Annotated in this window: 15 protein-coding genes and 1 pseudogene; 8 read left to right on the top strand and 8 right to left on the bottom strand. The window is 58.4% G+C overall.

Translation table 11 applies throughout. From position 1 onward, the window contains the following. Nucleotides 1–91 precede the first annotated feature (91 nt). From NJQ44_RS18015 to NJQ44_RS17995, 5 genes and pseudogenes are all read right to left on the bottom strand, one after another. Nucleotides 92–1,216, bottom strand: a complete 1,125-nt coding sequence (locus NJQ44_RS18015; RefSeq protein WP_254274596.1) for an MFS transporter — start codon at nucleotides 1,214–1,216, stop codon at nucleotides 92–94. 248 nt (nucleotides 1,217–1,464) lie between these two features. Next, complete coding sequence (gene gfo6 / locus NJQ44_RS18010; protein ID WP_254274595.1) at nucleotides 1,465–2,538, bottom strand: D-xylose 1-dehydrogenase Gfo6; 1,074 nt, start codon at nucleotides 2,536–2,538, stop codon at nucleotides 1,465–1,467. 50 nt (nucleotides 2,539–2,588) lie between these two features. Then, entirely contained in the window at nucleotides 2,589–4,841 is a 2,253-nt protein-coding gene (locus tag NJQ44_RS18005; protein WP_254274594.1) for an NADP-dependent malic enzyme, read from the bottom strand. 96 nt (nucleotides 4,842–4,937) lie between these two features. Further along, a complete protein-coding gene (locus NJQ44_RS18000; RefSeq protein WP_254274593.1) occupies nucleotides 4,938–7,301 on the bottom strand; it encodes a glycoside hydrolase family 3 N-terminal domain-containing protein in 2,364 nt (787 codons plus the stop codon). A gap of 95 nt (nucleotides 7,302–7,396) precedes the next feature. Continuing rightward, nucleotides 7,397–8,472, bottom strand: a pseudogene (locus NJQ44_RS17995) (aldehyde dehydrogenase family protein); the annotation flags it as partial. 1,203 nt (nucleotides 8,473–9,675) lie between these two features. On the opposite strand from NJQ44_RS17995, the gene NJQ44_RS17990 reads away from it, so the two are divergent. From NJQ44_RS17990 to NJQ44_RS17965, 6 genes are all read left to right on the top strand, one after another. Next, a complete protein-coding gene (locus NJQ44_RS17990) occupies nucleotides 9,676–9,948 on the top strand; it encodes a DUF7537 family lipoprotein (RefSeq protein ID WP_254274592.1) in 273 nt (90 codons plus the stop codon). A 159-nt stretch (nucleotides 9,949–10,107) separates the two neighbouring features. After that, entirely contained in the window at nucleotides 10,108–11,721 is a 1,614-nt protein-coding gene (locus NJQ44_RS17985; RefSeq protein WP_254274591.1) for an ABC transporter substrate-binding protein, read from the top strand. A gap of 126 nt (nucleotides 11,722–11,847) precedes the next feature. Beyond that, nucleotides 11,848–12,774, top strand: coding sequence for a carbohydrate ABC transporter permease (locus NJQ44_RS17980; RefSeq protein WP_254274590.1), 927 nt, complete (start codon nucleotides 11,848–11,850; stop codon nucleotides 12,772–12,774). 1 nt (nucleotide 12,775) lies between these two features. Further along, nucleotides 12,776–13,663, top strand: a complete 888-nt coding sequence (locus tag NJQ44_RS17975) for a carbohydrate ABC transporter permease (protein ID WP_254274589.1) — start codon at nucleotides 12,776–12,778, stop codon at nucleotides 13,661–13,663. Nucleotides 13,664–13,783: 120 nt separating this feature from the next. Continuing rightward, a complete protein-coding gene (locus NJQ44_RS17970) occupies nucleotides 13,784–15,013 on the top strand; it encodes an ABC transporter ATP-binding protein (RefSeq protein WP_254274588.1) in 1,230 nt (409 codons plus the stop codon). A gap of 69 nt (nucleotides 15,014–15,082) precedes the next feature. Beyond that, on the top strand, nucleotides 15,083–15,811 hold the full coding sequence (locus NJQ44_RS17965; protein WP_254274587.1) for a hypothetical protein: 729 nt from the start codon (nucleotides 15,083–15,085) through the stop codon (nucleotides 15,809–15,811). 46 nt (nucleotides 15,812–15,857) lie between these two features. Here the strand turns inward: NJQ44_RS17965 and NJQ44_RS17960 are convergent, their stop codons facing one another. Beyond that, nucleotides 15,858–17,519, bottom strand: a complete 1,662-nt coding sequence (locus NJQ44_RS17960; protein ID WP_254274586.1) for a TCP-1/cpn60 chaperonin family protein — start codon at nucleotides 17,517–17,519, stop codon at nucleotides 15,858–15,860. Between the two features lie 435 nt (nucleotides 17,520–17,954). Here NJQ44_RS17960 and NJQ44_RS17955 point away from each other — a divergent pair, with 435 nt between their 5' ends. After that, nucleotides 17,955–19,979 carry a beta-galactosidase gene (locus NJQ44_RS17955; protein WP_254274585.1) on the top strand — a complete coding sequence of 675 codons (2,025 nt, stop codon included), beginning with the start codon at nucleotides 17,955–17,957 and terminating at the stop codon, nucleotides 19,977–19,979. A gap of 12 nt (nucleotides 19,980–19,991) precedes the next feature. Here the strand turns inward: NJQ44_RS17955 and NJQ44_RS17950 are convergent, their stop codons facing one another. Further along, nucleotides 19,992–20,753 carry a hydroxypyruvate isomerase family protein gene (locus NJQ44_RS17950; protein WP_254274584.1) on the bottom strand — a complete coding sequence of 254 codons (762 nt, stop codon included), beginning with the start codon at nucleotides 20,751–20,753 and terminating at the stop codon, nucleotides 19,992–19,994. 2 nt (nucleotides 20,754–20,755) lie between these two features. Next, nucleotides 20,756–21,874: a Gfo/Idh/MocA family protein gene (locus NJQ44_RS17945; RefSeq protein ID WP_254274583.1), complete on the bottom strand. Its 1,119-nt coding sequence runs from the start codon at nucleotides 21,872–21,874 to the stop codon at nucleotides 20,756–20,758. Between the two features lie 160 nt (nucleotides 21,875–22,034). On the opposite strand from NJQ44_RS17945, the gene NJQ44_RS17940 reads away from it, so the two are divergent. Further along, on the top strand, nucleotides 22,035–22,934 hold the full coding sequence (locus NJQ44_RS17940) for a DMT family transporter (RefSeq protein WP_254274582.1): 900 nt from the start codon (nucleotides 22,035–22,037) through the stop codon (nucleotides 22,932–22,934). Nucleotides 22,935–22,952 lie beyond the last annotated feature (18 nt).

The raw sequence follows: 22,952 nt of genomic DNA, 5'->3' as shown, positions 1-22,952 counted from the left end.
CGGGAAGCGAGCCCGGTGACGATTCGGCTGCGTCCGGCATCCGGAAGAGTGACAATGACCACACCGACTCCCGACGAAACGACCGGGGACGTCATTCAGTGACGAGCAATCCGAATGCGGTAACCACTGTGACGACGAGCGAAAGCAGCAGGACTGCGAACGACACGCGGAACGAGATACTGTCGGAGACGTACCCGACGACAGCGGGGGAAAGCGCACCAGCCCCCATCAGAATTGTCCTCACCGCACCTAAACCACCGCCAGCGAGAGAATCAGGGACGACTTTGACGAGGTAGGCCCCTCGGACCGGACGAAAGCCGTGGGCGCCGACGCCGAAGAAAGCGACGGCAGCTCCGAGGGCCACCGGTGTCGAACCGATCAGTATTCCTACGAGCCCGAGGAGCGCTATCAGTGTTGTTCCAGCGATGACCAGCAACGACCCCAACCGGTCACTGAGGTCGCCTGTGAGTAGCTGGACGAAACTCACCGCGAACAACACCCCATATAGTACGGTTGCGAAGGTTGAATTGAGCGGTGTCGACTCAGTCAGATAGAGGGGGAGGAACGCAACAATGCCGTTGTACGTGAACGCGTACGTGACAGACACGACGACGAACGCACTGAACCGTCGATTCCGAAACAATGCGATGTAGTCAGCAACCGACGCGGCATCTGTCGGCTGAGAAACCGCCTCCGGTGTCGTCGACGCTCGAGTGAGAAATACTCCTGCGAGAATGAGGCCAACACAGCCACTACCGAGGAACAGTACCTCCCGCCCGTGGGTGTTCGCGAGAACGACGACTGCTGCAGGAGCGGCGACGCCAGCAGTGGTCCCGAACGTGTCCAGAACGCCCAAAGACCGACCTTTCCTCTCAGAGTAAACCTGGGAAAGATAGGCGACAGCAACGGTTTTGTGGACACCCGTTCCCAGTCCGACGAGCACCATCCCGCCAGCAAGGAGTAAGAAAGAACCAGGCCAGGAGAGAAAGAACACGCCACTCATGGCAGTGACGAGTCCGCCGACGATGACGTGCGGCGGGGAGAACTTGTCTGCAAGGACGCCAGAGGGAAACTGCATCAATGCGTACACGAGCATCATCGTCGTGTACACGAGACCGAGCGTGGCGTTGGAGACGCCGTAGACTGCCTGGAACTCCGGGAACAACGGTGGGAGTGTGTAGCGGACGAACTTCGCGAGAAACCAGATAGACGCCATCAGGAAGAGGAGGTCCAGGTTGGCAAAACGATGGTGTCTCACTAGTACTGTGTCCGTCGGTCTCGGTTTAAACTGTACCGACCAGGGCCTACGTGCCTGAAGCACGTATCAAATCACGAGTCTCGTGCTCAGAAGCCTAGAAGCAAATCGACAATCCACCTGCGGCAAAGCGACATCGATGAATATGTCGAACGGAGGCAACGATATCATCGAAGCGGGGCTGACCACGACAGTCAGCGACTGCGCGTCTATTGGATGTCCACGCGTTCTCCAGACTCGCCAGCCTCGTGGATCGCACGGATAATCCGCATGTCCTGTAGTCCGTGTCGCCCGTCGGGATAGATTTCGCCGTCTGAGAGGATACGATCAGCGAAGTAGTCGAACTCCTCGCGCATCTCTCGCTGAGCGTCGAACGTCGTGTGGTCGACGGTGATCGAAAGGTCACCGCGTTTGAGATGCAGCGTACATTCGCCGTGAAAGGCAGGTTGGAGTTCGATTTGGCCTTCGGTCCCGGTGACTTTGAGGTGGGTGTCAGTCTGTGCGTTCTGACTCGACGTGGAAGTCATGACGATATCGTCTTCGAAGTAGAGGAGCGACGACGACCGCTCGTCCGGCACGTCGCTGAACGCCTCGTGTGGCGAGTGCATCTGGCTGGTGACCGCGAGCGGTTCGCGCCGGAGCAAGAATCGGGTGGTGTTCAGCGAGTAGATACCCAGGTCCATCACCGACGTCCCGTATCCGGAGATGTCTGGGTCGAGTCGCCACTGGTCTGGATTCGGTATCATTTCGAGAACCGGCTGGGTGTTGTGGCCGTGGACTGAGACCGGTTCGCCGAGGAACCCGTCGACGATAAGCTCCCGTGCTCGTCGGACGGCCGGCTCCGTGTGCATTCGATACGCAATCATCAGTGGCACGTTGGCCGTTTCACAGGTCTCGACCATCTGCTCGGCACGTTCGACAGTCGATTCCATCGGCTTCTCGCAGATGACCGGCTTGTCGAGTGTTGCCGCAGTTTCGATATACTCGAGGTGGAGCGCGTTAGGCGTCCCGACGTAGAGCGCGTCGTACGCCTCACTCGCTGCTCCATCGTGGAACTCTTCGTAGCTGATCCCCTTTTCGACGTCGTGCTCCGCTGCCGCTTTTTCGGCCTTCTCGGTCGAACTGCTAACGAGAACGGTCGCCTCACCCAGTTCGGAGTTCTCTATGGCTGGCAGCGACACATCGAGCGTCCACCACCCGAGCCCGAGGAGCGCGTATCGGACGGTCCCCTCGCTCGTTATTTGCCAATCACGGTCCTCGTACGATCGTATCCAATCCAGCATACCTCCTCCGTCGAGAGCCAACTATAAAAATCGCTCAGAATCTCTCTTGCTCACTTCTCCTGTGCGTCCACGACGGCGACACTCGCCATGTTGACGATATCTTTGACTTCGTCCCCGCGTTGGAGCACGTGGACTGGCTTGTCCATACCGACGAGCATCGGACCGATAGCTTCCGCACCGCCGAGACGTTGGAGGAGTTTGTAGGCGATATTCCCAGCTTCGAGGTTAGGGAACACGAGCACGTTCGCCGGCTCGTCGAGGTCGGAAAACTCGTACGTACCAGTCAACATCTCTTCGACTACGGCGGTATCCGCTTGCATTTCCCCGTCGACCGGGAAGTCGACCGTCGGGTTCTCCCGGAGACGTTCTGCGGCACGTCGGGGTTTCGCGGCCCCAGCCGTCCTGACGCTCCCGAAGTCGGAGTACGACAACAACGCGGCACGCGGCTCGACATTGAATCGGCGGGCCAGCGCAGCGGTGTGGCGGGTTACTTCGGCGAGCACCTCGGCGCTTGGGTCTTGGTTGACTGTGGTGTCGGCACAAAATACGACCCGGTTTTTGAACGTGAGCATATAGACGCCGGCCGCGTAGTCGGCATCGTCGTCGGTTCCGATGATCTGGAGTGGGGGACGCAACGCGGCAGGGTACTGGTGTGTCAATCCGGTCAACATCGCGTCGGCTTCGCCCCGCTCGACGAGGACGCTGCCGAGGTAGTTTCCATCTGTGATACGCTCAGCCGCATCCCGCCGCGTGATGCCGTTTCGCTTACGCCGCTCGTAGAGCGTCTCGGCATATGTGTCGAGTTCCATCTCAGCCGGGTCGAGGATGTCCGGCGAGAAGGACAGCCCCAACTCCGATATTGTTTGAGTGATCTGCTCACGGTCTCCGATCAAGACCGGATCCGCGATTTCCTGATCGATTAGTTGGTAGGCGGCACGGATGATCTTCACGTCGGTGCCCTCAGCGAAGACGACCCGCTTCGGATCGCGCTGTGCCTTGTTGAACACGACTCGCATCATCTCACGAGACTTCCCCAGGCGTGCCTCTAGGTGCTCGACGTACTGACTGAGGTCGAGTTCTCGACGCGCGGCCCCGCTCTCGACGGCAGCGTTGGCTACCGCCGGAGCGAGTTCGAACAGAATCCGCGGGTCTAGCGGCTTGGGAATGATGTACTCGGGGCCGAATTGAAGGGGCTGCTCACCGTAGGCTTTCACGACGGCGTCGGGCACGTCTTCGCGTGCGAGTTCCGCCAGCCGTTCGGCTGCAGCCACCTTCATCGCCTCGTTTATCTCGGTCGCACGCACATCGAGCGCACCGCGGAAAATAAACGGAAACCCGAGGACGTTGTTGACTTGGTTCGGATAATCAGAACGCCCAGTCGCCATGATGACGGTGTCTTCACGCGCGTTCTTCGCGGCGTGGTAGTCGATTTCGGGGTCGGGATTGGCCATCGCGAAGATAATCGGGTTCTCTGCCATCGATCGGACCATCGCCTCATCGACGATTCCGCCAGCTGAGAGGCCCACGAAGACGTCAGAACTGTCCATCGCGTCAGCAAGGTCCCCTGGAGTACGGTCTCGTGCAAACTCGCGGTTGTACTGATGGAGTTCGCCCTGTGCTGCGCGGTCGGAAGTAAGGATACCGTCGATATCACACATCGTGATGTTCTCGGTTGAGACCCCGAGCGAGACGAAGAATCGAGCGGTTGCCGTCGCGGCCGCACCGGCACCGGCGAATGTCACGTTTAGGTCGCCGAGGTCTTTGCCGGCAATCTGTGCAGCGTTGATGAGGGCCGCACCGGAGATAATCGCTGTTCCGTGCTGGTCGTCGTGGAAGACCGGTACGTCCATCTGTTCTCGAAGCCGCTCTTCGATAGTGAAGCAATCAGGTGCAGCGATGTCCTCGAGGTTGACGCCACCGAAGGTCGGTTCCATCGCCGCTACGTGACCGACGAACGCTTCGGTCGAAGACGCATCGAGTTCGATGTCGAACACGTCGATATCTGCAAACCGTTTGAACAAGACACCCTTGCCCTCCATCACTGGCTTCGAGGCAACTGGACCGATATCACCAAGTCCGAGCACCGCGGAGCCGTCAGAGACAACCGCGACGAGATTCCCTTTCGCCGTGTAGCGATAGGCGTCTTCCGGCGTCTCAGCGATTTCCCCGCATGGCGCAGCGACCCCCGGCGAGTATGCGAGCGACAGGTCGCGCTGGGTACTCGTCGATTTGGTGGTCGCGATTTCAATCTTTCCAGGTGGGTCGGACTCGTGGTAGTCGAGTGAATCGTCGTGGAGTCCCATACGATGTGTCAGCCAACACGCGGTATTAATCTATGTGTTCACGCAAACCGGTATCAGAATCGGTCGAATGTGGAGCCCCGCCAGTGTCGGGTGGTCTCAGTTCTCGACGCGCGTCTCCGCGAAGTAGACACGGCCACTCCGTGGTACCTCGTAGCGGTCACCGACCACCTCGAAGGAGTCGGCAGTCTCGGTGGTCGCGGCCGACCGCCCGATGCGAAGTTCGTACTCGTCGGGTTCAACGACGAGATCCATATCCCTGTCGTGGAAGGCTAGCTGTGCAGTTGCGATTTCGAAATAAACTGTCGCCGACTCTCCCGGGTCGAGGTGAACTCGCTCAAACCCGACGAGTTCCTGCACGGGGCGGGCCTGACTCGGCCAGGCTTGGTGGGCGTAACACTGGACGACCTCGTGTCCGGCGACCGAGCCCGTATTCTCGACGGTCACACTCGCAGTGACGGTTCCCGCTGGATGAACTTCGTCGTCAGACAGTGACAGGTCGCCGTACTCGAATTCAGTGTAACTCAGGCCGTATCCGAACGGGTAGAGGGGGTCACTGTCGGCGTAGACGTGGCGCTCGTTTCGACTGTTGGGCTTGCGACCGTAGTAGACCGGAAGCTGTCCGACGTTCTTTGCCACCGAGACGGGGAGGCGTCCACTCGGACTGTGATCGCCGAACAGCACGTCTGCGATGCCGTGGCCACCCTCTTCGCCGGGAAGCCACGCGTGGACCACTGCGGGGACGTGCTGGTCGATCCACTCGATGCTGTGGGGTTTGCCACTGACCTGGACGACGACGAGGGGCGTGTCGGTCTCGTGGAGTCGTTCGACCAGTTCCTGCTGGACCCCCGGCAGTTCGAGGTCGGTCACGTCCGCACCCTCGCCGCTCGTCGGCACGTCGGGGCGGTCGCGTCGGTCCTCCCCTTCCGCGTCGCTGAGTGCGATGGCCGAGCGCGAACCGACGAATGCGACCGCAACATCGCTCGTAGCGGTGGCATCGACCGCCGACTCGAAGCCGTCTGTCTCGGGGCCCGTAGTGGTACAACCAGCAGCATACGTCACCTGTTCTTCACCGAGACGGCTCTGGAAGGCTTCGAGCGGCGTCACCACGTGACGGTTCGACTCTTTCTCAGGGTAGTGAGCGGCGTAGGCGTAGTCGCCCAGTTGTCCCTCCGGCGTGTCAGCCTTCGGGCCGACGACGGCCACCGACGTGTCGTCGTCGAGCGGGAGCAACTCATCCTCGTTTTTCAGGAGCGTTATGGATTCGCGGGCAAGGTCGCGAGCGTACTCTCGGTGGGCGTCAGGTCCGAACGCCTCAGCCGCGTCTTCGGGGTCCGAGCCATACTCCTCGAACAATCCTTTCTCGAATTTCTGGCGGAGGACTCGCCGAGCCGACGTCTCGACGGTCTCGCGGGCGATGTCCCCGGACTCAACTGCTTCGACAAGGTGGTCGTACGCTTCTATCTGTGGGAGTTCTACGTCGAGTCCTGCTTCGACCGCCTGAATCGCGGCTTCGTACCGATCGCGAGCGACTCCGTGTTCCTCGTGGAGGAACCGGACGCTGAAGTAATCCGAAACCACGGTTCCCTCGAAGTCCCACTCCCCGCGGAGCACGTCGGTGAGTAAGGACTCGTCGGCCGCACAGGGGACGCCGTCGATGTCGTGATACGCGTTCATCACGGACTCGGCGTTCGCCTCGTGGATGGCGGCCTCGAACGGGAACAGGTGGACCTCGCGGAGTTCTCGTTCGCCGATCTGGACCGAGGAGCGGTTCTTCCCACCTTCACCAAGTCCGTGGCCGACGAAGTGTTTGAGCGTCGCAGAGATACCTTCAGTTGGGTCCGAACCCTGTAACCCGCGGACGTAGGCACTGGCCATCTGTGCGACGAGGTACGGATCCTCGCCGAACGTCTCCTCGGTGCGACCCCACCGGAGGTCCCGTGCGATATCGAGAACTGGGGAGAGGGCGTGGACTGAACCGATAGACAAAAGCTGGTCGCGAATCCGCGTGGTCATCCCTTCGACGAGGTCAGGATCCCACGTACTCGCTAGACCGATTCCTTGCGGGAACGTCGTTCCGTCGGGACCCATGTACCCACTGAGACACTCTTCGTGGGGGACGGCTGGAATGCCTAATCGAGTCTCTTCGACGAGCAGGTTCTGGACCTCATCGGTTATCTCGGCAGCACGTTCCGGTTCGAGGCCGCCACCGCCGGCGAGTCGTGTGAGGTGGCCGATACCATGCTCGAGGATATCTGTCGCAGCCTCTCGATCGAACTCGCCGTCTTCGGTAAGCAACTGGCCCACATCTTCGTCGTCTCCCTCGATGACAAGTTGATACGCTGGCACGGAGAGTAACTGGGCGACCAGTTCCTCGACCGTCATCCGGTCAATCAGATCGTCGACCCTACGGTCGACTGGCAACGAGGCATCTCGGTACTCAGGAGCATCTTCTGCTATCATATCACGTGTGATGTGGGTAGCCTTAAAAAGTCTATCGCTGCCCCCGAAACGGTCATGGGTGCGCTATCGGCCGGTAAAGGACACTGACGCGCGTAGTAGTTCAGGTAGACGGTCTTGGTGATGGTGTAGAAGTCGAGGCCGGCGTCACCCTGCTCGCGGTAGGTCTCGCTGGAGGATGCTTTCATGCCGCCGAAGGGCACGTGCAACTCGAGTCCAGTCGTTTTCTCGTTGACTTTGGCGACACCAGCTTCGATCTCGTCGACGAACTCTTCGCAGACTGATTCCTGGACGATAGCCCGGGAGCACGCAGTACAGGCCCGCCCGGTTACATCGAAGGCGCCGGTATCGACGATTTTCACGGCATCGTCGAGGTCTGCACTGTCGGGCAGCACGGTCGGGTTCTTGCCCCCCATCTCCAATTGCACGCGTTTCTGATCCGCTGCCGCGTCCTGATACACGATGTCGCCGACGACCTCACTCCCGGTAAAGGAGACTGCGTCGACGGGCTCGTCGGTCGAGAGTGCGGTGCCGATAACACTGCCTGGTCCGGTGACGAAATTGCTGACGCCAGCAGGGATGGCGGCGTCGTCGAGTGCTTCTATGAACGCGGCACCGATGATGCTGGCCGTCGTCGCCGGCTTGAGAACGACTGTATTGCCTGCTGGGAGTGCCGGTGCAACTTTCCAAGCCGGGATGGCGAGGGGTAGTTCCACGGTGTTATCGCCGCGACGACGTTAAGGGGTTCTTGACGCACGTACAGCGACGTATCGCGCCCGCAGCTCTGCTGTTCTCGCCACCGATTTCGGCCGCTTTTCCGGCATAATAATAGAAAATGTCGATGGCCCGTTGAACTTCCCCACCGGCCTCCGACTGTGTTTTCCCTTCTTCAAGGATGAGCGTTTCAGTCAGTTCCGCTTTTCGTTCTTCTAGAATGACCCGGTTTCACGGAGGATTGAACCGCGTTCGGGACCCGGAGTGTTCGCCCACTTGACTGCTGCGCCGTCTGCGCATTCGCGCGTCCGGCATCCTCGGGAGTTAATTTCGGAACATTCCCGACAACTTCAAACGCACCTGCCGGATTCCGGCTTTCGGTCGTCTCCCGCTCTCAGAATCGAACCCACTCTCCGCCGATATAGTTTTCTTCGCAGTCATCAAATAACGCGTATAGGATACAACTCTACCGGTTTCGTGGATCTGTAATCACCTGTTCGAAAATTTCGAATATACTAAAACGGAAATTCACCAATTCAATAATGCTGAATGTTTAGAGGAGCGTGGCACCAGTGGGAATTACCAGATAACATGCGAACACGAATCGTTAATATCAGTCGGTATTGAGCGCAGAGGTCTGGTCAGTACCCAGTTCTCGATGATTCGCCGAACTATCGACCCCGCCAGTTGACTCGACAGAACTGCCTATTGAGGGTGGCAGGACAATGACACGAATGTGTTAATTGCTAAAATATGGATTGGAGGTAACAGATGTACACATGTTAGTTCTATGGGGCTGGAAGAGGTGGAGATTAACCCTGGTCCACTGTTAACAAATCCATATGAAATGCCATTCAGTAATGCTGGATTTCAGTAGGCGTGAGACAATCTCGTGAGGCAAGAACGAAAGAGCAAAATAATGAACGATTGCACGATATCGTGACAATGAAGAAATACTTGGTGGCCAATACTATCAATCTTTGCCATACATCTAGGTGATGTGATGATACGGTCCCTTCTCTATTGTGCATACGCTACAGAAATACAAGACCACAATTTTGAAGAGCTTTTCACTATTGCTGAATTCTTGAATACGTTCGATCAACCCACGTGTCAACAATGGTTTCACCATGGATCCCATAGACTGTGTATGAATTGGCGGGTCTGTGCTGTCGTGGCGACACTGTTACTCAGTGGCTGTAGCGGCTTTGTCACTGGTCCTGAGTCGACAGACACAGTCACCCCCGCTCCGGTACCCAGCGAATCAAGAGGCGACCCAGCCGGAGACAGACTCCCGCCCGGAATTATCGAGAACCGTATCGTCGACACCAATGCACTGGTCAACGCCCACCAGCAACAATTGCACAATCGGTCACACCAAATGCGCGTGCGAGTGACCTCGGATGGAAATCGCGGTCAACGACTCGTCCGGATAGAATCGCCGACGCGATACTACTGGAGAGACAATGCGAGCGATTCAACGTGGTCCGTAACTGCGTTTGCTGACGGGACACACCTGTACATCCGAACAAATCGGAGTGGGAGCCTCTCCTACAACAGGGGGAATGTGACAGGAGCCCCGTCAACGCCGACAACTCGATTGATGAAGCCATTCCTACAGGTGGGGCATGTCACGGTTTCCAAAATACGAGTCGATACGCAAGTGAACTACGAGATTGCAGGCACCTATGATGTCCACCCCAACATCGAGAATTTCAGGAACTACAGTGTCCGAGCCATCGTCACCCCGAGTGGCCTGATCCGAACGCTTGATGTGGAGTACACCACGGCAGCAAGCGATGGCGAACCGACTACGATCGCCTATCACTACCGGTACACAGCAATGGGGTCAACGATAGTGTCGAGACCCGCTTGGGTCGATAACCGGTGGAATCAGACGATAGAGCAGAGTGCTGTGGCGAGAAAAGGAGGATGAAAGGTGAGCGAGAGAACGAATCCCTAGATTGATAAAGACAGTCAGAACAACGACGAAACCCACCACTCGGTTAATCAAAGATTGAATTGCCAGAGTAGTATGATGATTATGCCAATAATTCCCGATAGATATATAACGACTGTCTACAACAGAGAAACTATGTCGGCGAAAGAAAATAGTGAATCAGTTCCTGATGAAGCTGCAGCAGGAACAAATGAACGAACAGACAAAGACGACGAGTACTCGCGTCGAAACTTCATGCAGACCGCAGCAGCTGTCGGTGGGCTCGCAGCCGCCGGCGGCCTCGCAGGTTGTTCGGGCGACGGTGGCGACGGTGGCAGCAGTGATGGGAGCGACGGCGGCTCGGACGGAACGTCCGAACAGGATTTCCTCTGGTGGACGATGCGCGGGTACATCCCCGCCGAAACAGAGGCCATCAGGAGTGCCGCAAAGGGGTTCGAGGACGCGGCCGACGCGAACGTAAACGTCTCAACTGAAGTCGTCGTGTGGGACCAAGTGTTTCAGGAGTGGAGCGCATCACTTGAGGGACGGTCGATGCCGAACGTCTCTGAGATGGCCTGTGAGCACGCGGTCGACTTCGGGAACCGAGGAGCGGCGCGCCCGAACACCGAAGTGTTCAACGAGTACGACGACTGGTACGAAACCGTCGGAAACTGGGGTAAGTTCGATGATGAGTTCTGGGGCATCCCGTGGTTCATGGAACTTCGAACGAATCACGTGAACATGAACCTCTTGGACGATGCCGGTGTGTCGAGCATCCCAGAAACGTGGGAAGAACTGATCGAGGCTGGACAAGCCGTCACTGAGAACACGGATGCATCTGGATTCACGACTCCTGGTGCACAGGACTTCACAACGGGGCAGAACGTAACCGCATTCACCGCCCAATCAGACGGTGGCTACTATAGCGTGAATGACGACGGGACGTGGAACGTCGATATCGACGGCGCTGCCTCCCTGTTTGCCCACCTGTGGACGTTGAGCCTCCGGGAGCAGTGGGACATCGCACCCGGCGGATGGGGCGGCCTCGACAACACGGCGAGCGAGGAGATATTCCGATCCGGTCGCTGCGCGATCAATTACCAGCCATCTGACCTTGCACGCAGTCTCATTGACCCCCAAGAAGGGGTTAACGAGGAGAACTCGGAACTCGCTGAAGCGACCGAACTGGCACCGATGCCTGCCGGCCCCAATGGCGAGAGCCACTCCTTCATGGGCGGGAGCTGCCTGGCGGCGTTCAACTCGAACGTCACGAACCACGACCCAGGCAACGAGGTGGGCGACGACTTCATCGACTACATGACGCAGCCGGAACAGCTGAACGCGTACTTCCCGGTCTCCGCACCGAACTTCCTCCCGGTTCGAACCGGACAGGAAGAGATGGAGCTATTCACCGATAATCCGACAGAGGTCCCGGATTCGTGGCTCGAGACCCGTCTCGAACAAGCCCCCAACGCTGTTCGGTACGGTGTCAGTAGTGCGAAGCAAGCCGCACCGTTCCTCGGTTCCTTCGAGGGGGCCAGTTCCGGCTACTCGACTGCGATCTCCGGGATGATCGGTGCAGATCAGGATCCGAAGTCTGCGCTGCGGGGGATGGCTAACAACGCACGCTCGCAGATCAACGACGCAGACTACTTCGACTTCACTGTCGAAGAGAAAACCAGCGGGCCGTCCCTCGACGACGCACCGGACTCGGTTCAGAAGTGGATTACGGGCGACGGTGTCCCGCAGATCTACAACCCCTACGAGTAACCCGTCGAGCGAGTAGCGGTACTTTTTCGCGACTTCGCATTATCGGTGGTAACGCTGCCCGAAACAAATAGTGGCAGGAATACCCAAACAAATAAAATACCCCAGCACACATATCCATCAAAGACTATGGCAAAGGCTAATACCACAGTCGGAGGACTCACAATTCCCAGAGAATACCGATATTGGCTCGGAAAAGAGAGTCTGTGGGGATGGCTGTTTCTCCTCCCGGCGCTCTCAGCACTAGCACTCATCAGCGTAGTTCCGATTCTCCGCGGCATCGCGCTGAGCTTCTACGAATACGGCGGTCTTCAGCCGGACGTATTCGTTGGGTTGCAGAACTACGTCGAAGTGTTCTCGTTGCCAGATTTCTGGGTCGTGATGAAGAACACGTTCGTCTGGTCCTTTGCAAGCGTTGTCATGATGGCGGCAATAGGGCTATTCTTTGCCGTGCTCCTCAACCGTGAATTCACGGGACGGTCGATTGCGACGACGCTCCTGTTGTTGCCGTGGACGATCCCCTTCATCGCTGTGGCATTGAACTGGACGCTTCTGTTCAATTACGAACTGGGGATGCTCAACGGACTCTTACGACTGTTCGGGCTCGAAGGGATCGAATGGCTCGGCCGGTCACGGTACGCGCTATTCTCGATAACGATGGCGTACGTCTGGCGTAACTTCCCGTTCTTCATGATTACCTTCCTCGCAGCGATGAAGGGTATTCCGTCCGATCTCTTCGAAGCAGCACGTGTCGACGGCTCGACTCGGCTCGACCTATTTCGCCACATAACACTCCCGTTCATCCAGCCTATCGGCGTCATTACGACGTTGCTGATGAGTCTGTGGACGCTGAACCACTTCACGTTGATATACGTCATGACCAGCGGTGGTCCTGGTAACACCTCGATGGTGTTACCCGTGTACATCTACCGACAGGCGTTCCTCCAGAACGACTTCGGTATCGCTGCGGCCATCTCAGTCGTGATGCTCCTCATCATGCTCGGATACGGGATGGTGTATCTGCGACTGTACCAAGAAGAAGTTGGAGGGAAGTAATATGGCTAGTCAAAACCCAAACAAGACGGAAGTGTTCGGCCTCGAACTGTCTCAAGAGACGGTTAAATGGGGGAAGAAAATCGGATTCCACTCACTGCTGTGGTCTCTGATCTTTGTCGTCCTCCTGCCGGTGTTCTGGATGATCATCGTCTCACTGAATCAAACAGCGTTCGATACGTTCCTGACGAACCCCGGAGAGTGGCTCGCGGGCGTGAGTCTCGACGCTTACAGAACTGTGTTGTACGACACCAGTTTCCCGACGTGGTTCAAGAACAGTGTTATCGTCACGTTAGCTTCGACGGCCCTGGCAATCGTGGTCTGTACGTTCGGCGCGTACAGTATCGGTAGGATGAACTTCAGAGGGCGGAAGACGGTGGCGACGTTTCTGTTGATAACCCAGATGTTTCCGCTCATTCTGGTGGCAGTCCCGCTGTTCCTCATCTTCCGAAACATCGGTCTGTTCAACAGCCTGCTGGGGCTTACGATAGCGTACGTCGCGTTCGTCCTTCCGTTCTCTATCTGGATGTTGCGTGGCTTCTACGAGAATCTCCCGGCGTCGCTGGAAGAGGCGGCAATGATTGACGGGAGCACGCGCGTGGGTGCGGTTGTCCGTGTTGTCATTCCGCTGTCCACCCCAGCCATCGCGACGACCGCTATCTTCGCGTGGATCTTTGCGTGGAACGAATTCGTCATGGCACTCATCCTGATAAACGACACTGGGAAAACGACTATTCCACCGGGGTTGGGCTCCTGGGTTGGCCAGTACTCCCTGCAGTGGGACCTGATGATGGCTGGCGCGCTTGGAGCGACCCTGCCGATGTTCTTCATCCTGCTCTTCCTGCAGAAGTACATTATCAACGGGCTCGCAGAGGGTGCTGTCAAGACCTGAGAGTCCCGTAAATAAATTGTATTGAATTAAATAGAGGAAGCCTGGATTTTCAGTCCGACCGACATTCCTGGCACCTCAACCCAAAGTAATAAATGGATGGACTAACATATCTCACCAATAATGAGTCAGATTCTGTTCAGTGAAGTGACGAAGATATACAATGGAAAAACTATCGCCGTTGAAGATTTCAATCTAGAAATTGAGGATGGTGAGTTCTTGACGCTCGTGGGGCCGAGCGGGTCAGGAAAATCAACGCTGTTGCGGATGGTCGCTGGCCTCGAAGAGATCACGAGCGGAGAGATCGACATCGGAGGGACCATCGTGAATCGCCTCCCGCCGCGTGACCGCGACATTGCGATGGTGTTCCAGAACTATGCACTGTACCCTCACTTGAAGGTACAAGAGAACATGGCCTTCGGTCTCAAACGATCGACGGATCTTCCCAAGGAGGAAATCAACAAGCGAGTCCGAGAGGCGGCAGAGCTAATGGGCATCGAGGACCTACTTGACGACAAACCGAAACACCTCTCGGGTGGACAACGCCAGCGTGTGGCGACAGGACGTGCAATCGTCCGAGAACCCGCGGTGTTCCTCTTCGACGAGCCTCTCTCGAACCTCGACGCGAAACTGCGAAAACACATGCGGACAGAACTGCAGCGTCTACAGCACGAGCTAGAGACAACAGCTATCTACGTCACTCACGACCAGGAGGAGGCGATGACGATGAGCGACCGAATCGCGATCCTCAACCACGGCGAGCTCCAGCAAGTTGGGACGCCCCGTGAGGTCTACAACGAGCCACAGAACGCGTTCGTCGCACAGTTCATCGGCAGCCCGTCGATGAACATGTTCGTCTCTGAGCTCGAACAGACGGCCGATGGTGCGAAGTTTGTCGGTGACATAGACGTAAAGATTAGCGAACAACGGGCCAACACGATCAGCGAACAAACCGATGAAACGCAGCTCCTGTTGGGTATCCGGCCAGAACACATCACAGTACACACGGAACCGACTGAGGAAAGCGTCCCTGCACAGGTCGACATCATCGAACCACTCGGTAGCAACGACTTGCTTTACTTCGAGCTTGAGGACAGCGAGGACGTCGAGAAAGTGGTCTCTGACTCAGTCGAGATCGGGGAAGACGAACAGAGCGACGAAGAGGAACACAAAGCCTTCATCGAACCGAATTCCATCCCGATCGAGTACGAGCGAAACGATACGCCGGTCCACCTCACGTTCGACACCGAACACATGCACGTGTTCGATCCCCAGACCGGCGAGAACGTCGGGATGGAAAATCCGACGGTAGCCGACGCCTCGACTGAGTCTATCGCAGAGGCAGACGACTGAGCTGCCAGACCTCTTTCGAACGGTTGCAGACGACAGGTTATAAGTCCCGAGCACCATTGTTCGGTAATAATGGATTCTGACGATTCTAACACTGGATACGATCCTCAGATGGATCGCACTGCGGAGCCACACAACGAGGCAATCGGCGTGGGTGTCCCAGAGCAGAGTTACAGGCAGCTCGTTCGGGAGTTAGCGAATGCTCGAAGTATGCAGGATCTAGTCGGCACGATGAAGCGGTACGGCTGGCTCCCACCGATTGTCGGGTTGCTACTCTACGGTTTCACAAGAGGGATTTTCGAGCATCTGACCGAACCGTTTGCGATGTCGCAGGGGTACATTTTCACTGGGTGGCAGCTTGCACTCGGAATCAATCTCTTGTTCGGGGTATTTATCGTCGGGTTCACGTGGTTCCTTTATTTTGGCGTTGCCGGGTCGATAGCGGGATTCTTCTCAGACAAGACCAACATGGATTCGACCGTATTCAAGGCGGGTGGGTATCTGTCCGTCCTATTCGTACCCGTGCTTGTTATTTCGTGGTTCCTGGCGCTTACAATCCCAGCTCCAGAAGCAGTTGTCGCCGGTGTTGAGCCCACGGCCGATGTTATCGAGACACACCGAGTGGTCGCCAACTCTCCGCAGATGCGGATTGTGGACCTGTTGCTGTCGGCGACGTGGATCGTGGTCGGCTTCCTGTTGCTCCCGATCATTAGCGAACTGTACGATATCAACCGGAAACAGAGCGTCATCTCGGTACTCCCGGTGACATTGCTCGCAGTTATCGGAACGCAACTAGTCTAAAATCAGCGAACGGATAGAGTTCGTATGGTCGCAGTGCTATTGACAACTATTCGGGAACCTCACCTGGTTTGACTCTCGGTTCGTCGAGGACACGCTCTGCCGACGGTGGACGCCCGTCGAGGAGAACGCTATCGATACGAGTGATTTTGTTGGCGAACTCCACGGCACGGATCAGTCCTGAGGCTCGGACTTGGAACGCTTCGAGACCGCCACCGTCGGCGGTCACGTCGTCGACTAGCACGCCATTCTTCGAGATAGCAGCACGCTCGAAGCCCGCGTGGTGTCGTGTCCGAAGGTCGGCGACCGTTGTGATCGGATCTAGCGCTGCGTTCCGAGCTAGCGTTCTGGGAACCGATTCGAGCACATCCGCGTACGCGTCGATGGCGAGTTGTTCGCGACCATCGAAGCGGTTTGCGAACGACCTGATATCCACGGCCGCCGCCATGTCTGCGGCCCCACCTGCCGGGAGGGCCTTCGGGTTCTTGATGGAAGCCCGGAGCGCGTTCTTCCCATCTTTGATTCGGCGCTGGGCTTCTTCTGCCGTCGTCTGGGTACCACCACGGACAAGCAGCGTTACCGCGGGGGCACCGACGTGTGCCGGCGGTTCGAAGGCGACCCAATCGTCGTCTCGCCCCGTGTCTCGGAACCGAACAGTCGCGGCCCCCAACATCTCGGGGTCGATTTTGCTATTTGGCGTGATGGGTCCGCGGGCAGTCGCACCCGTGGCCTTTGCGATATATTCGAAGTCGCTGTCCTTGACGTTACGCATGACGACGGCACCGTGACGAGCGAGTTCTTTGGCGATTGCCATATCAACGTCGCCACTGACGACGACCGCGACGGTGTCCGTGAGCCCGATAGTCGCCGCGATAGCTTCGCTATCGTTGAACCCTCCCGCGGTTCGACGTGCGTCGTCGTTGTTTTCCACATTGATGCTGACGTTCGCAGACAGGCTCCGAGACTGGAGGTTGCCCTCGATCAACAAGACCGACCCGGTCGTTGGTAGCAAATGCTCGGCAACGACGAGTTCTTTGGGAAGCATGACGCCCTCGACGAGCTCCGAGTCGGTGACATTACCCCCCGGAACGGCGATAGTCTCAGCGTGGTCTAATCGAACACCACCAGTCGCTGGATCGGAGACACGCAACACACCGTCGACGAGCGTCTCGGCGAAGTCTCCAAGCGGCCACGAACCTGTTCGTCCGTTCGTCATCCCGGTAAGAGCTATCGCTTCGAGTTTCTCGTGATCCAGGGTGCCCTCAGTGGCCCGCAGGTCGATCGCCATCTCGTCCCAGCGTTCCAGGGTCCGCTGTGCGGCGATTGAGAACCCCTCGATGATGTCGTTCGGGTGGACGCCCTGGTCGGCGAGGTCCATCGCCGTAGACAGGAACTCCGACGCCAGAAGCACCATCGTCGTGGTCCCGTCGCCGTAGTCGTCTTCCTGGTCTTCCGCGACTCGAATGAAATGCTGTGCGATTGGATGATTCGTTTCCCCTTCGAATTCCTCGATGATCGCGACCCCATCGTTACTGACAAACCCACGGATTCGATCGTCTTCCATCCGACGGACCACCATCTTGTCCATCCCCAGTGGCCCGAGGGTGCTTCGGACGAGGTCCCCCATCTGCCTGGAGGCGTCACGGATCATCGAGCGGGTCTCTGCCGACGGGATATCCTGCCATCCGGAGTACATTTCGTTAGTCGTCATGAGTATTGAAAGAGAGGATGTCTATCTACAGGGGCGTCCGGGTAATAATGGCTTCGGAACAGTTAATTACATCACCAGAAATTTGTCGTAGAGTATCAACGCGAGAACGAGAACGAACATAGCGAACCCGACCTCTTCGAGTAGGTTCGTTCCCTGACCTTGTAGCCACATGATTCCGAAGGCAATGACAGCGATTGTCCCAGCGACCAACGCGACCAGAATTCCGACGTTCCGTTGATTGTCGAGATTTACAGACATACGCATTTAGTGAACGTTCCACATACAAATAATCGATGGTCTCGGACGATGGCTACCGACACGGTTACGCGAGAACACTGGCGAGTGATATCGAGACGATGCATGGAGTCCCGGTCGATCGTGGGTAAGAAGCCACCATACGAATTTATTAAAACCCCGTGAGTTGGTGTGACTATCATGCATACAGGAGTGTGTTACTTTCCAGAGCATTGGCCGCGTGACCGCTGGGAAACGGACGTCGAGCGGATGGCCGACGCAGGTATCGAGTACGTGCGAATGGCCGAGTTCGCGTGGAACCGCATGGAACCGGAACCCGGGACGTACGATTTCGAGTGGCTGGCCGAAGCAGTCGAACTCGTCGGCGACCACGGGATGAAAGCAGTGCTGTGTACCCCGACGGCGACGCCGCCGAAGTGGCTCATCGACGAATACCCGAGCGTCCGTCGAGTGGAAGACGACGGGACGCCACTCGAATTTGGGAGCCGCCGTCACTACTGTTACAACTCACCGATCTACCGGCGTGAGAGTCGCCGGATCATCGAGCGGATGGTCGACCGGTTCGCGGGCAACGAACACGTCGCTGGCTGGCAAACAGACAACGAGTTCGGCTGTCACGAGACGGTGCGTTGCTACTGCGAGAACTGTACGACCGCCTTCCGGTCGTGGCTGCGCGAGCGCTACGACGACATCGACGAACTCAACGACGAGTGGGGCAACGCCTTCTGGAGTCAGGAGTACAACTCCTTCGCGGAAGTCGACCTCCCGGGACGGACACCGGCGAACGAGCAGCAACACCCGAGTCGGATGCTCGAGTACCAGCGCTTCTCCTCGGACAGCGTCGTCGAGTACAACCGCCTGCACGTCGACATCCTCCGGGACGCGGACGACAGTTGGTTCGTCACGCACAACTTCATGGGCGATTTCGAACCGCTGGACGCCTTCGACGTGACCGAGGACCTCGACTTCGCGGCGTGGGACTCCTACCCGACACTGCACGGCCAGGAAGCGCCCGACACGCCCGACCCCGACAGCGATGCGGGTGCGTCGATCCAGCGGGTCGGCGACCCGGATCTGACCGGCATGAACCACGCTCTCTACCGAGGTGCCAGCGACGGTGCGTTCTGGGTCATGGAGAATCAGTCCGGCGACATCCGCGCATACCCGTACTCTGCGGAACCCGCCGACGGGATGATGCGACTCTGGGCTCACCAGGCCGTGGCCCACGGCGCTGACACCGTCTCGTATTTCCGTTGGCGACGGTGCACGTTCGGACAAGAACAGTACTGGGGTGCGCTCAACAACTACGACGGTTCGCCCGACCGCGGCGTCGTCGAGGCCACCGAGGCGGCCGCAGATTTCGACGAACTGCCCGACCTGGACGCGACGAGCGGTGACGTGGCGCTCCTCATCGATTACGACAGCATGTGGGCGCTGCACAACGAGCGCCACACGCCCGACTTCGACTACTGGGCACACATTCGGGCCTACTACCGCGCCCTTCGCGCCCGCGGCGTGACCGTCGACGTCGTCTCGACGGCGGCCGACTTCGACACGTACAGCGCGATCGTCACGCCCTCGCTGCACGTCGTCGACGACGACCTCGCCGGTCGACTGGCCGACTACGCCGCCGACGGTGGCGAACTCCTGTTGACCGTTCGGACGGCGACGAAAAACGAGTATGACCGGTTCCGCGACGAACTGGCCCCCGGACCGCTGTCGGACGCGCTCGGCGCTCGGATCGAGCAACACGAGAGCCTCGCACCGGGGCTCGATACCCGCGTGCGCTACGACGGCGACACGTACGACTACCGGACGTGGGGAGAATGGATACAGCCGGAGGGCGCGACGGTCGTCGGCCAGCACGAATCGGGCGTCGGTGCCAGCGAATCGGCGATCGTTCGCAACGAACACGGCGAGGGCCACGTCGCCTACGTTGGCGTCTGGCCCGAGTCGGCGCTCGCGGACGCTCTCGTGGTCGCGCTGCTCGAACGGGCCGGACTCCCGGTCTCCGAGCAGTTGCCCGAGAACGTTCGTCTCACCGAGCGCGACGGCCACACGTGGGTTACGAACTTCCGCGAGGAGGACGTGTCGGTCGACCCTGGAAGTGGAACCATCATCCTGGGCGAAGAGACTGTGCCCGGCCGAGACCTCGCAGTCGTCGAAGGGCCTGCCCACGAGATAGCGATCCGAGTCGAGCAGTAACGCTGGCCGCGTTCAGTCGGGCAGGAGGTCCCGACAGCGTTCGACTGCTTCTGAATCGTCGCCGACTGGCGAGAACTCACAGCCAACGTACCCGTCGTAGCCAGTTTCGGCCAGCGCCGACAGAATCGTTTCGTAGTTGAGTTCGCCCGTTCCGGGTTCGTTGCGACCAGGATTGTCGGCGACGTGCACGTACGTCAAGTCGTCGACTGCGTCGGTCAGGCTCCTGGTCACGTCTCCTTCGGTAATCTGCTGATGGTACACGTCGAACAGCAGCCCGACGGCAGGGCTGTCGACCGCCCGAACGATCTCACGGCCTTCGGCGGTGGACGTTAGGTAATACTCCGGATGATCGACGGCCGTGTTGAGCGGTTCGACACCGAGCGTGATACCCGCGTCTTCGGCCATCGGCGCGACACGTGAGAGTGCTGTGACGATCGCGTCGTGTTGCGCATCGCGGTCGATGGCAGCCTGTTCCGGTCCGACGGTGACGATGAGGTTCGGGCACCCGAACTCGGCGGCCACCTCTATCGAACGCTCCAGGTCGTGGACCGCGTCATCTGTGCTGGCAGGATCGGTCAGTGGCGCGTCGGCACCGAGCATCGCCGCTAGCTCGACATCCGCGTCAGCACACACCTCGGTGATTGCGTCGAGGTCCTTGTCCTGCCAGCCCCAGAACTCGACGGCATCGGCCCCGGCTGCCGCGGCGCGCTCGATTCGCTCTTCGAGAGGACGGTCAGCGAACACCATCTCGATACAAACTGAGAGGGACGGCATAGTCAGTCGTCCGCTGGTTCGGGGGTTAGTTCGCCGGATTCGATCATCGCGTCGAGGGGGTTGTCCTCGATGTCGAGCGGGAGGTCGATGCGACCGTGTACGCGCGAAGACTCCCAGACGGCGAAGATAATCTCCGTCGCGTCGAGGGCGTTCTGCGCGTTGAGTTCGGAGGTGTTGCCCTCCACGAGTGCAGTGACGATGTCTTCGATGGCGCGGTCGATATACAGTCGCCCGTACTCCGCCGAATCGAGTCCGTGGAGTCCCTCGTCGTCGGTGTCGATCGACTCCCACTCGCCGTCTCCGTCGCGCTTGATGCGCAGCACTTCTTCACCGACTGTCCCGTTCGGGAAGCCGTACCCGATTTCGATTACCCCGTCGGTGCCGACCAGTCGGTTGTGGCAATTGACGAGGTTACCACCGAGGTCACCCGTCGATGCGAGCGCCTCGACGCCGTTCTCGTACTCCCACGAAGCGAGCGTCTGATTCTCGTTGTGGACGCCAAACCACTTGTCTTCCGTGCTGTAATCGAGCTGACCGATGACCCACTCGGCCGACCCTTCGCCGTTGAAGTAGTTACACAGGTCGACGGAGTGCGAGCCGTAATCGTATATGTTGGGTGCTGCCATCTCGAGGCGTACGAGTTCGCCGATCTCTCCGTCGTCGAGTAGGGCTTTGGCCTCACGGTAGGGTTTCCCGAATCGGCGCTGATGGTTGAATGTGAGGTTAACGCCTGCGTCGTCGGCTGCCTGGACCATCCGCTCGCAGTCCGCCCAGCTCCGCGCTATCGGTTTCTCGCAGTGAATCGCTTGGACCGAATCGACCTCAGTACAGTCGACGACGATATCTGCGTGTGTGTGTGGCGGCGTGCAGATGCTCACTACGTCCGGCTGTCTCTCCTCCAGCATAGCCTCATAGTCCTCATAGACGCCGTCGTCCGGGATTCCGAAGTAGTCGGCGAACGCGGCCGCATTCTCCAGGACGATGTCCGCTGCGCCCACGGGAGTGCAGTTGTCGAGTCGGTCGTACGCTGAGCCGTGCCGATACGCCATCGCGAATCCCTCGTTGTCTTGCGTTTCTGGATCTGCTCCGGTACCGATGAAAGCTATATCAAGCTCTTGCATGTGAATGTCCCAAATAATAATCTCAAAAGAGTGTAAAAAGTGTTGTGATGTGACGTATCTGAGTCAGTCCACGTGGCGCGAATCTTCGCTAGGAGATGTGTCCCTGTGACACTGCTGAGAACCGGAGAGATTTTCACCTCAGTTCGAGCAGAGATGGTTAATGATTGAGTGGGGGTCGTTCCTCGGCGCGGGGCTGGCGACAGCGGCCGCCATAGCGTTCGCGTCACAGTATCTGTTCGTTCGCGTCGGGACGACCGACGGGTCAGTATCGGACGTGATGCTGGTCTCGCTGGTTTGTAACGTCGTGGTCGTGCTACCGCTCGGACTCGCCCTTACTCCGGTGCGGGTCACGACAGTGTCTGTTTTTTCATTCGTCGCCGCAGGAATCGTCGGTTCGCTGCTGGCCCGTGTCCTCGAGTTTCAGAGCATTCAGAAGATCGGCGCGAGTCGAACCTCGCCGATTGTGGCCGCGAATGTCCTCTTCGCGACAGTGCTTGCTGTCATCGTCTTGGACGAATCAGTCTCGGCGAGACACTTTTCCGGCATTATCCTCGTCGTCGTCGGCGTGGCTGTCCTCTCGTGGGAGACGTCCGCCAACGACGAATCTATTCTCTCAGTCCGGGACGCAGGTGTTGCCCTTTCGCTCCCCCTTTTAGCGGCCATCTTCATCGCACTCGAACCCATCTTCGTAAACTATGGGTACAACGAGGGAACGTCTGTTCTCACGGGGTTTGGAGTGAAGGCTGTGGCAGGTCTCGTCGGTTTCGCTACCTATCGGTGGCTCGTGAGCAACGAACGGGTGACCGCTGTCCTCCACCAGCCCGGTCTGGTCTACCACGTCGGTGCGGGACTGGCGAACACCGCTGGGGTCGGACTCTACTTCGCCGCGCTGGCGGTGGCACCCGTTTCAATTGTCATGCCCTTGCTCCAGTCCGGCCCGCTGTTCGTCTTGGTCCTCTCAGCTGTGTTTCTCCCCCGTCATCTCGAACGGATCACGCCACGACTGATCGCAGCGGCCGTCACAATCGTCGTCGGCGCGATGCTCGTCTCGATTTCGTAAGACCGACGCGTCAGGGGA

This window comes from Haloarcula marina (genome assembly GCF_024218775.1).
Taxonomy (GTDB): domain Archaea; phylum Halobacteriota; class Halobacteria; order Halobacteriales; family Haloarculaceae; genus Haloarcula; species Haloarcula marina.
The sequence above is the reverse complement of the archived record's forward strand: the minus strand, read 5'-3'. Positions and strand labels throughout refer to the sequence as shown.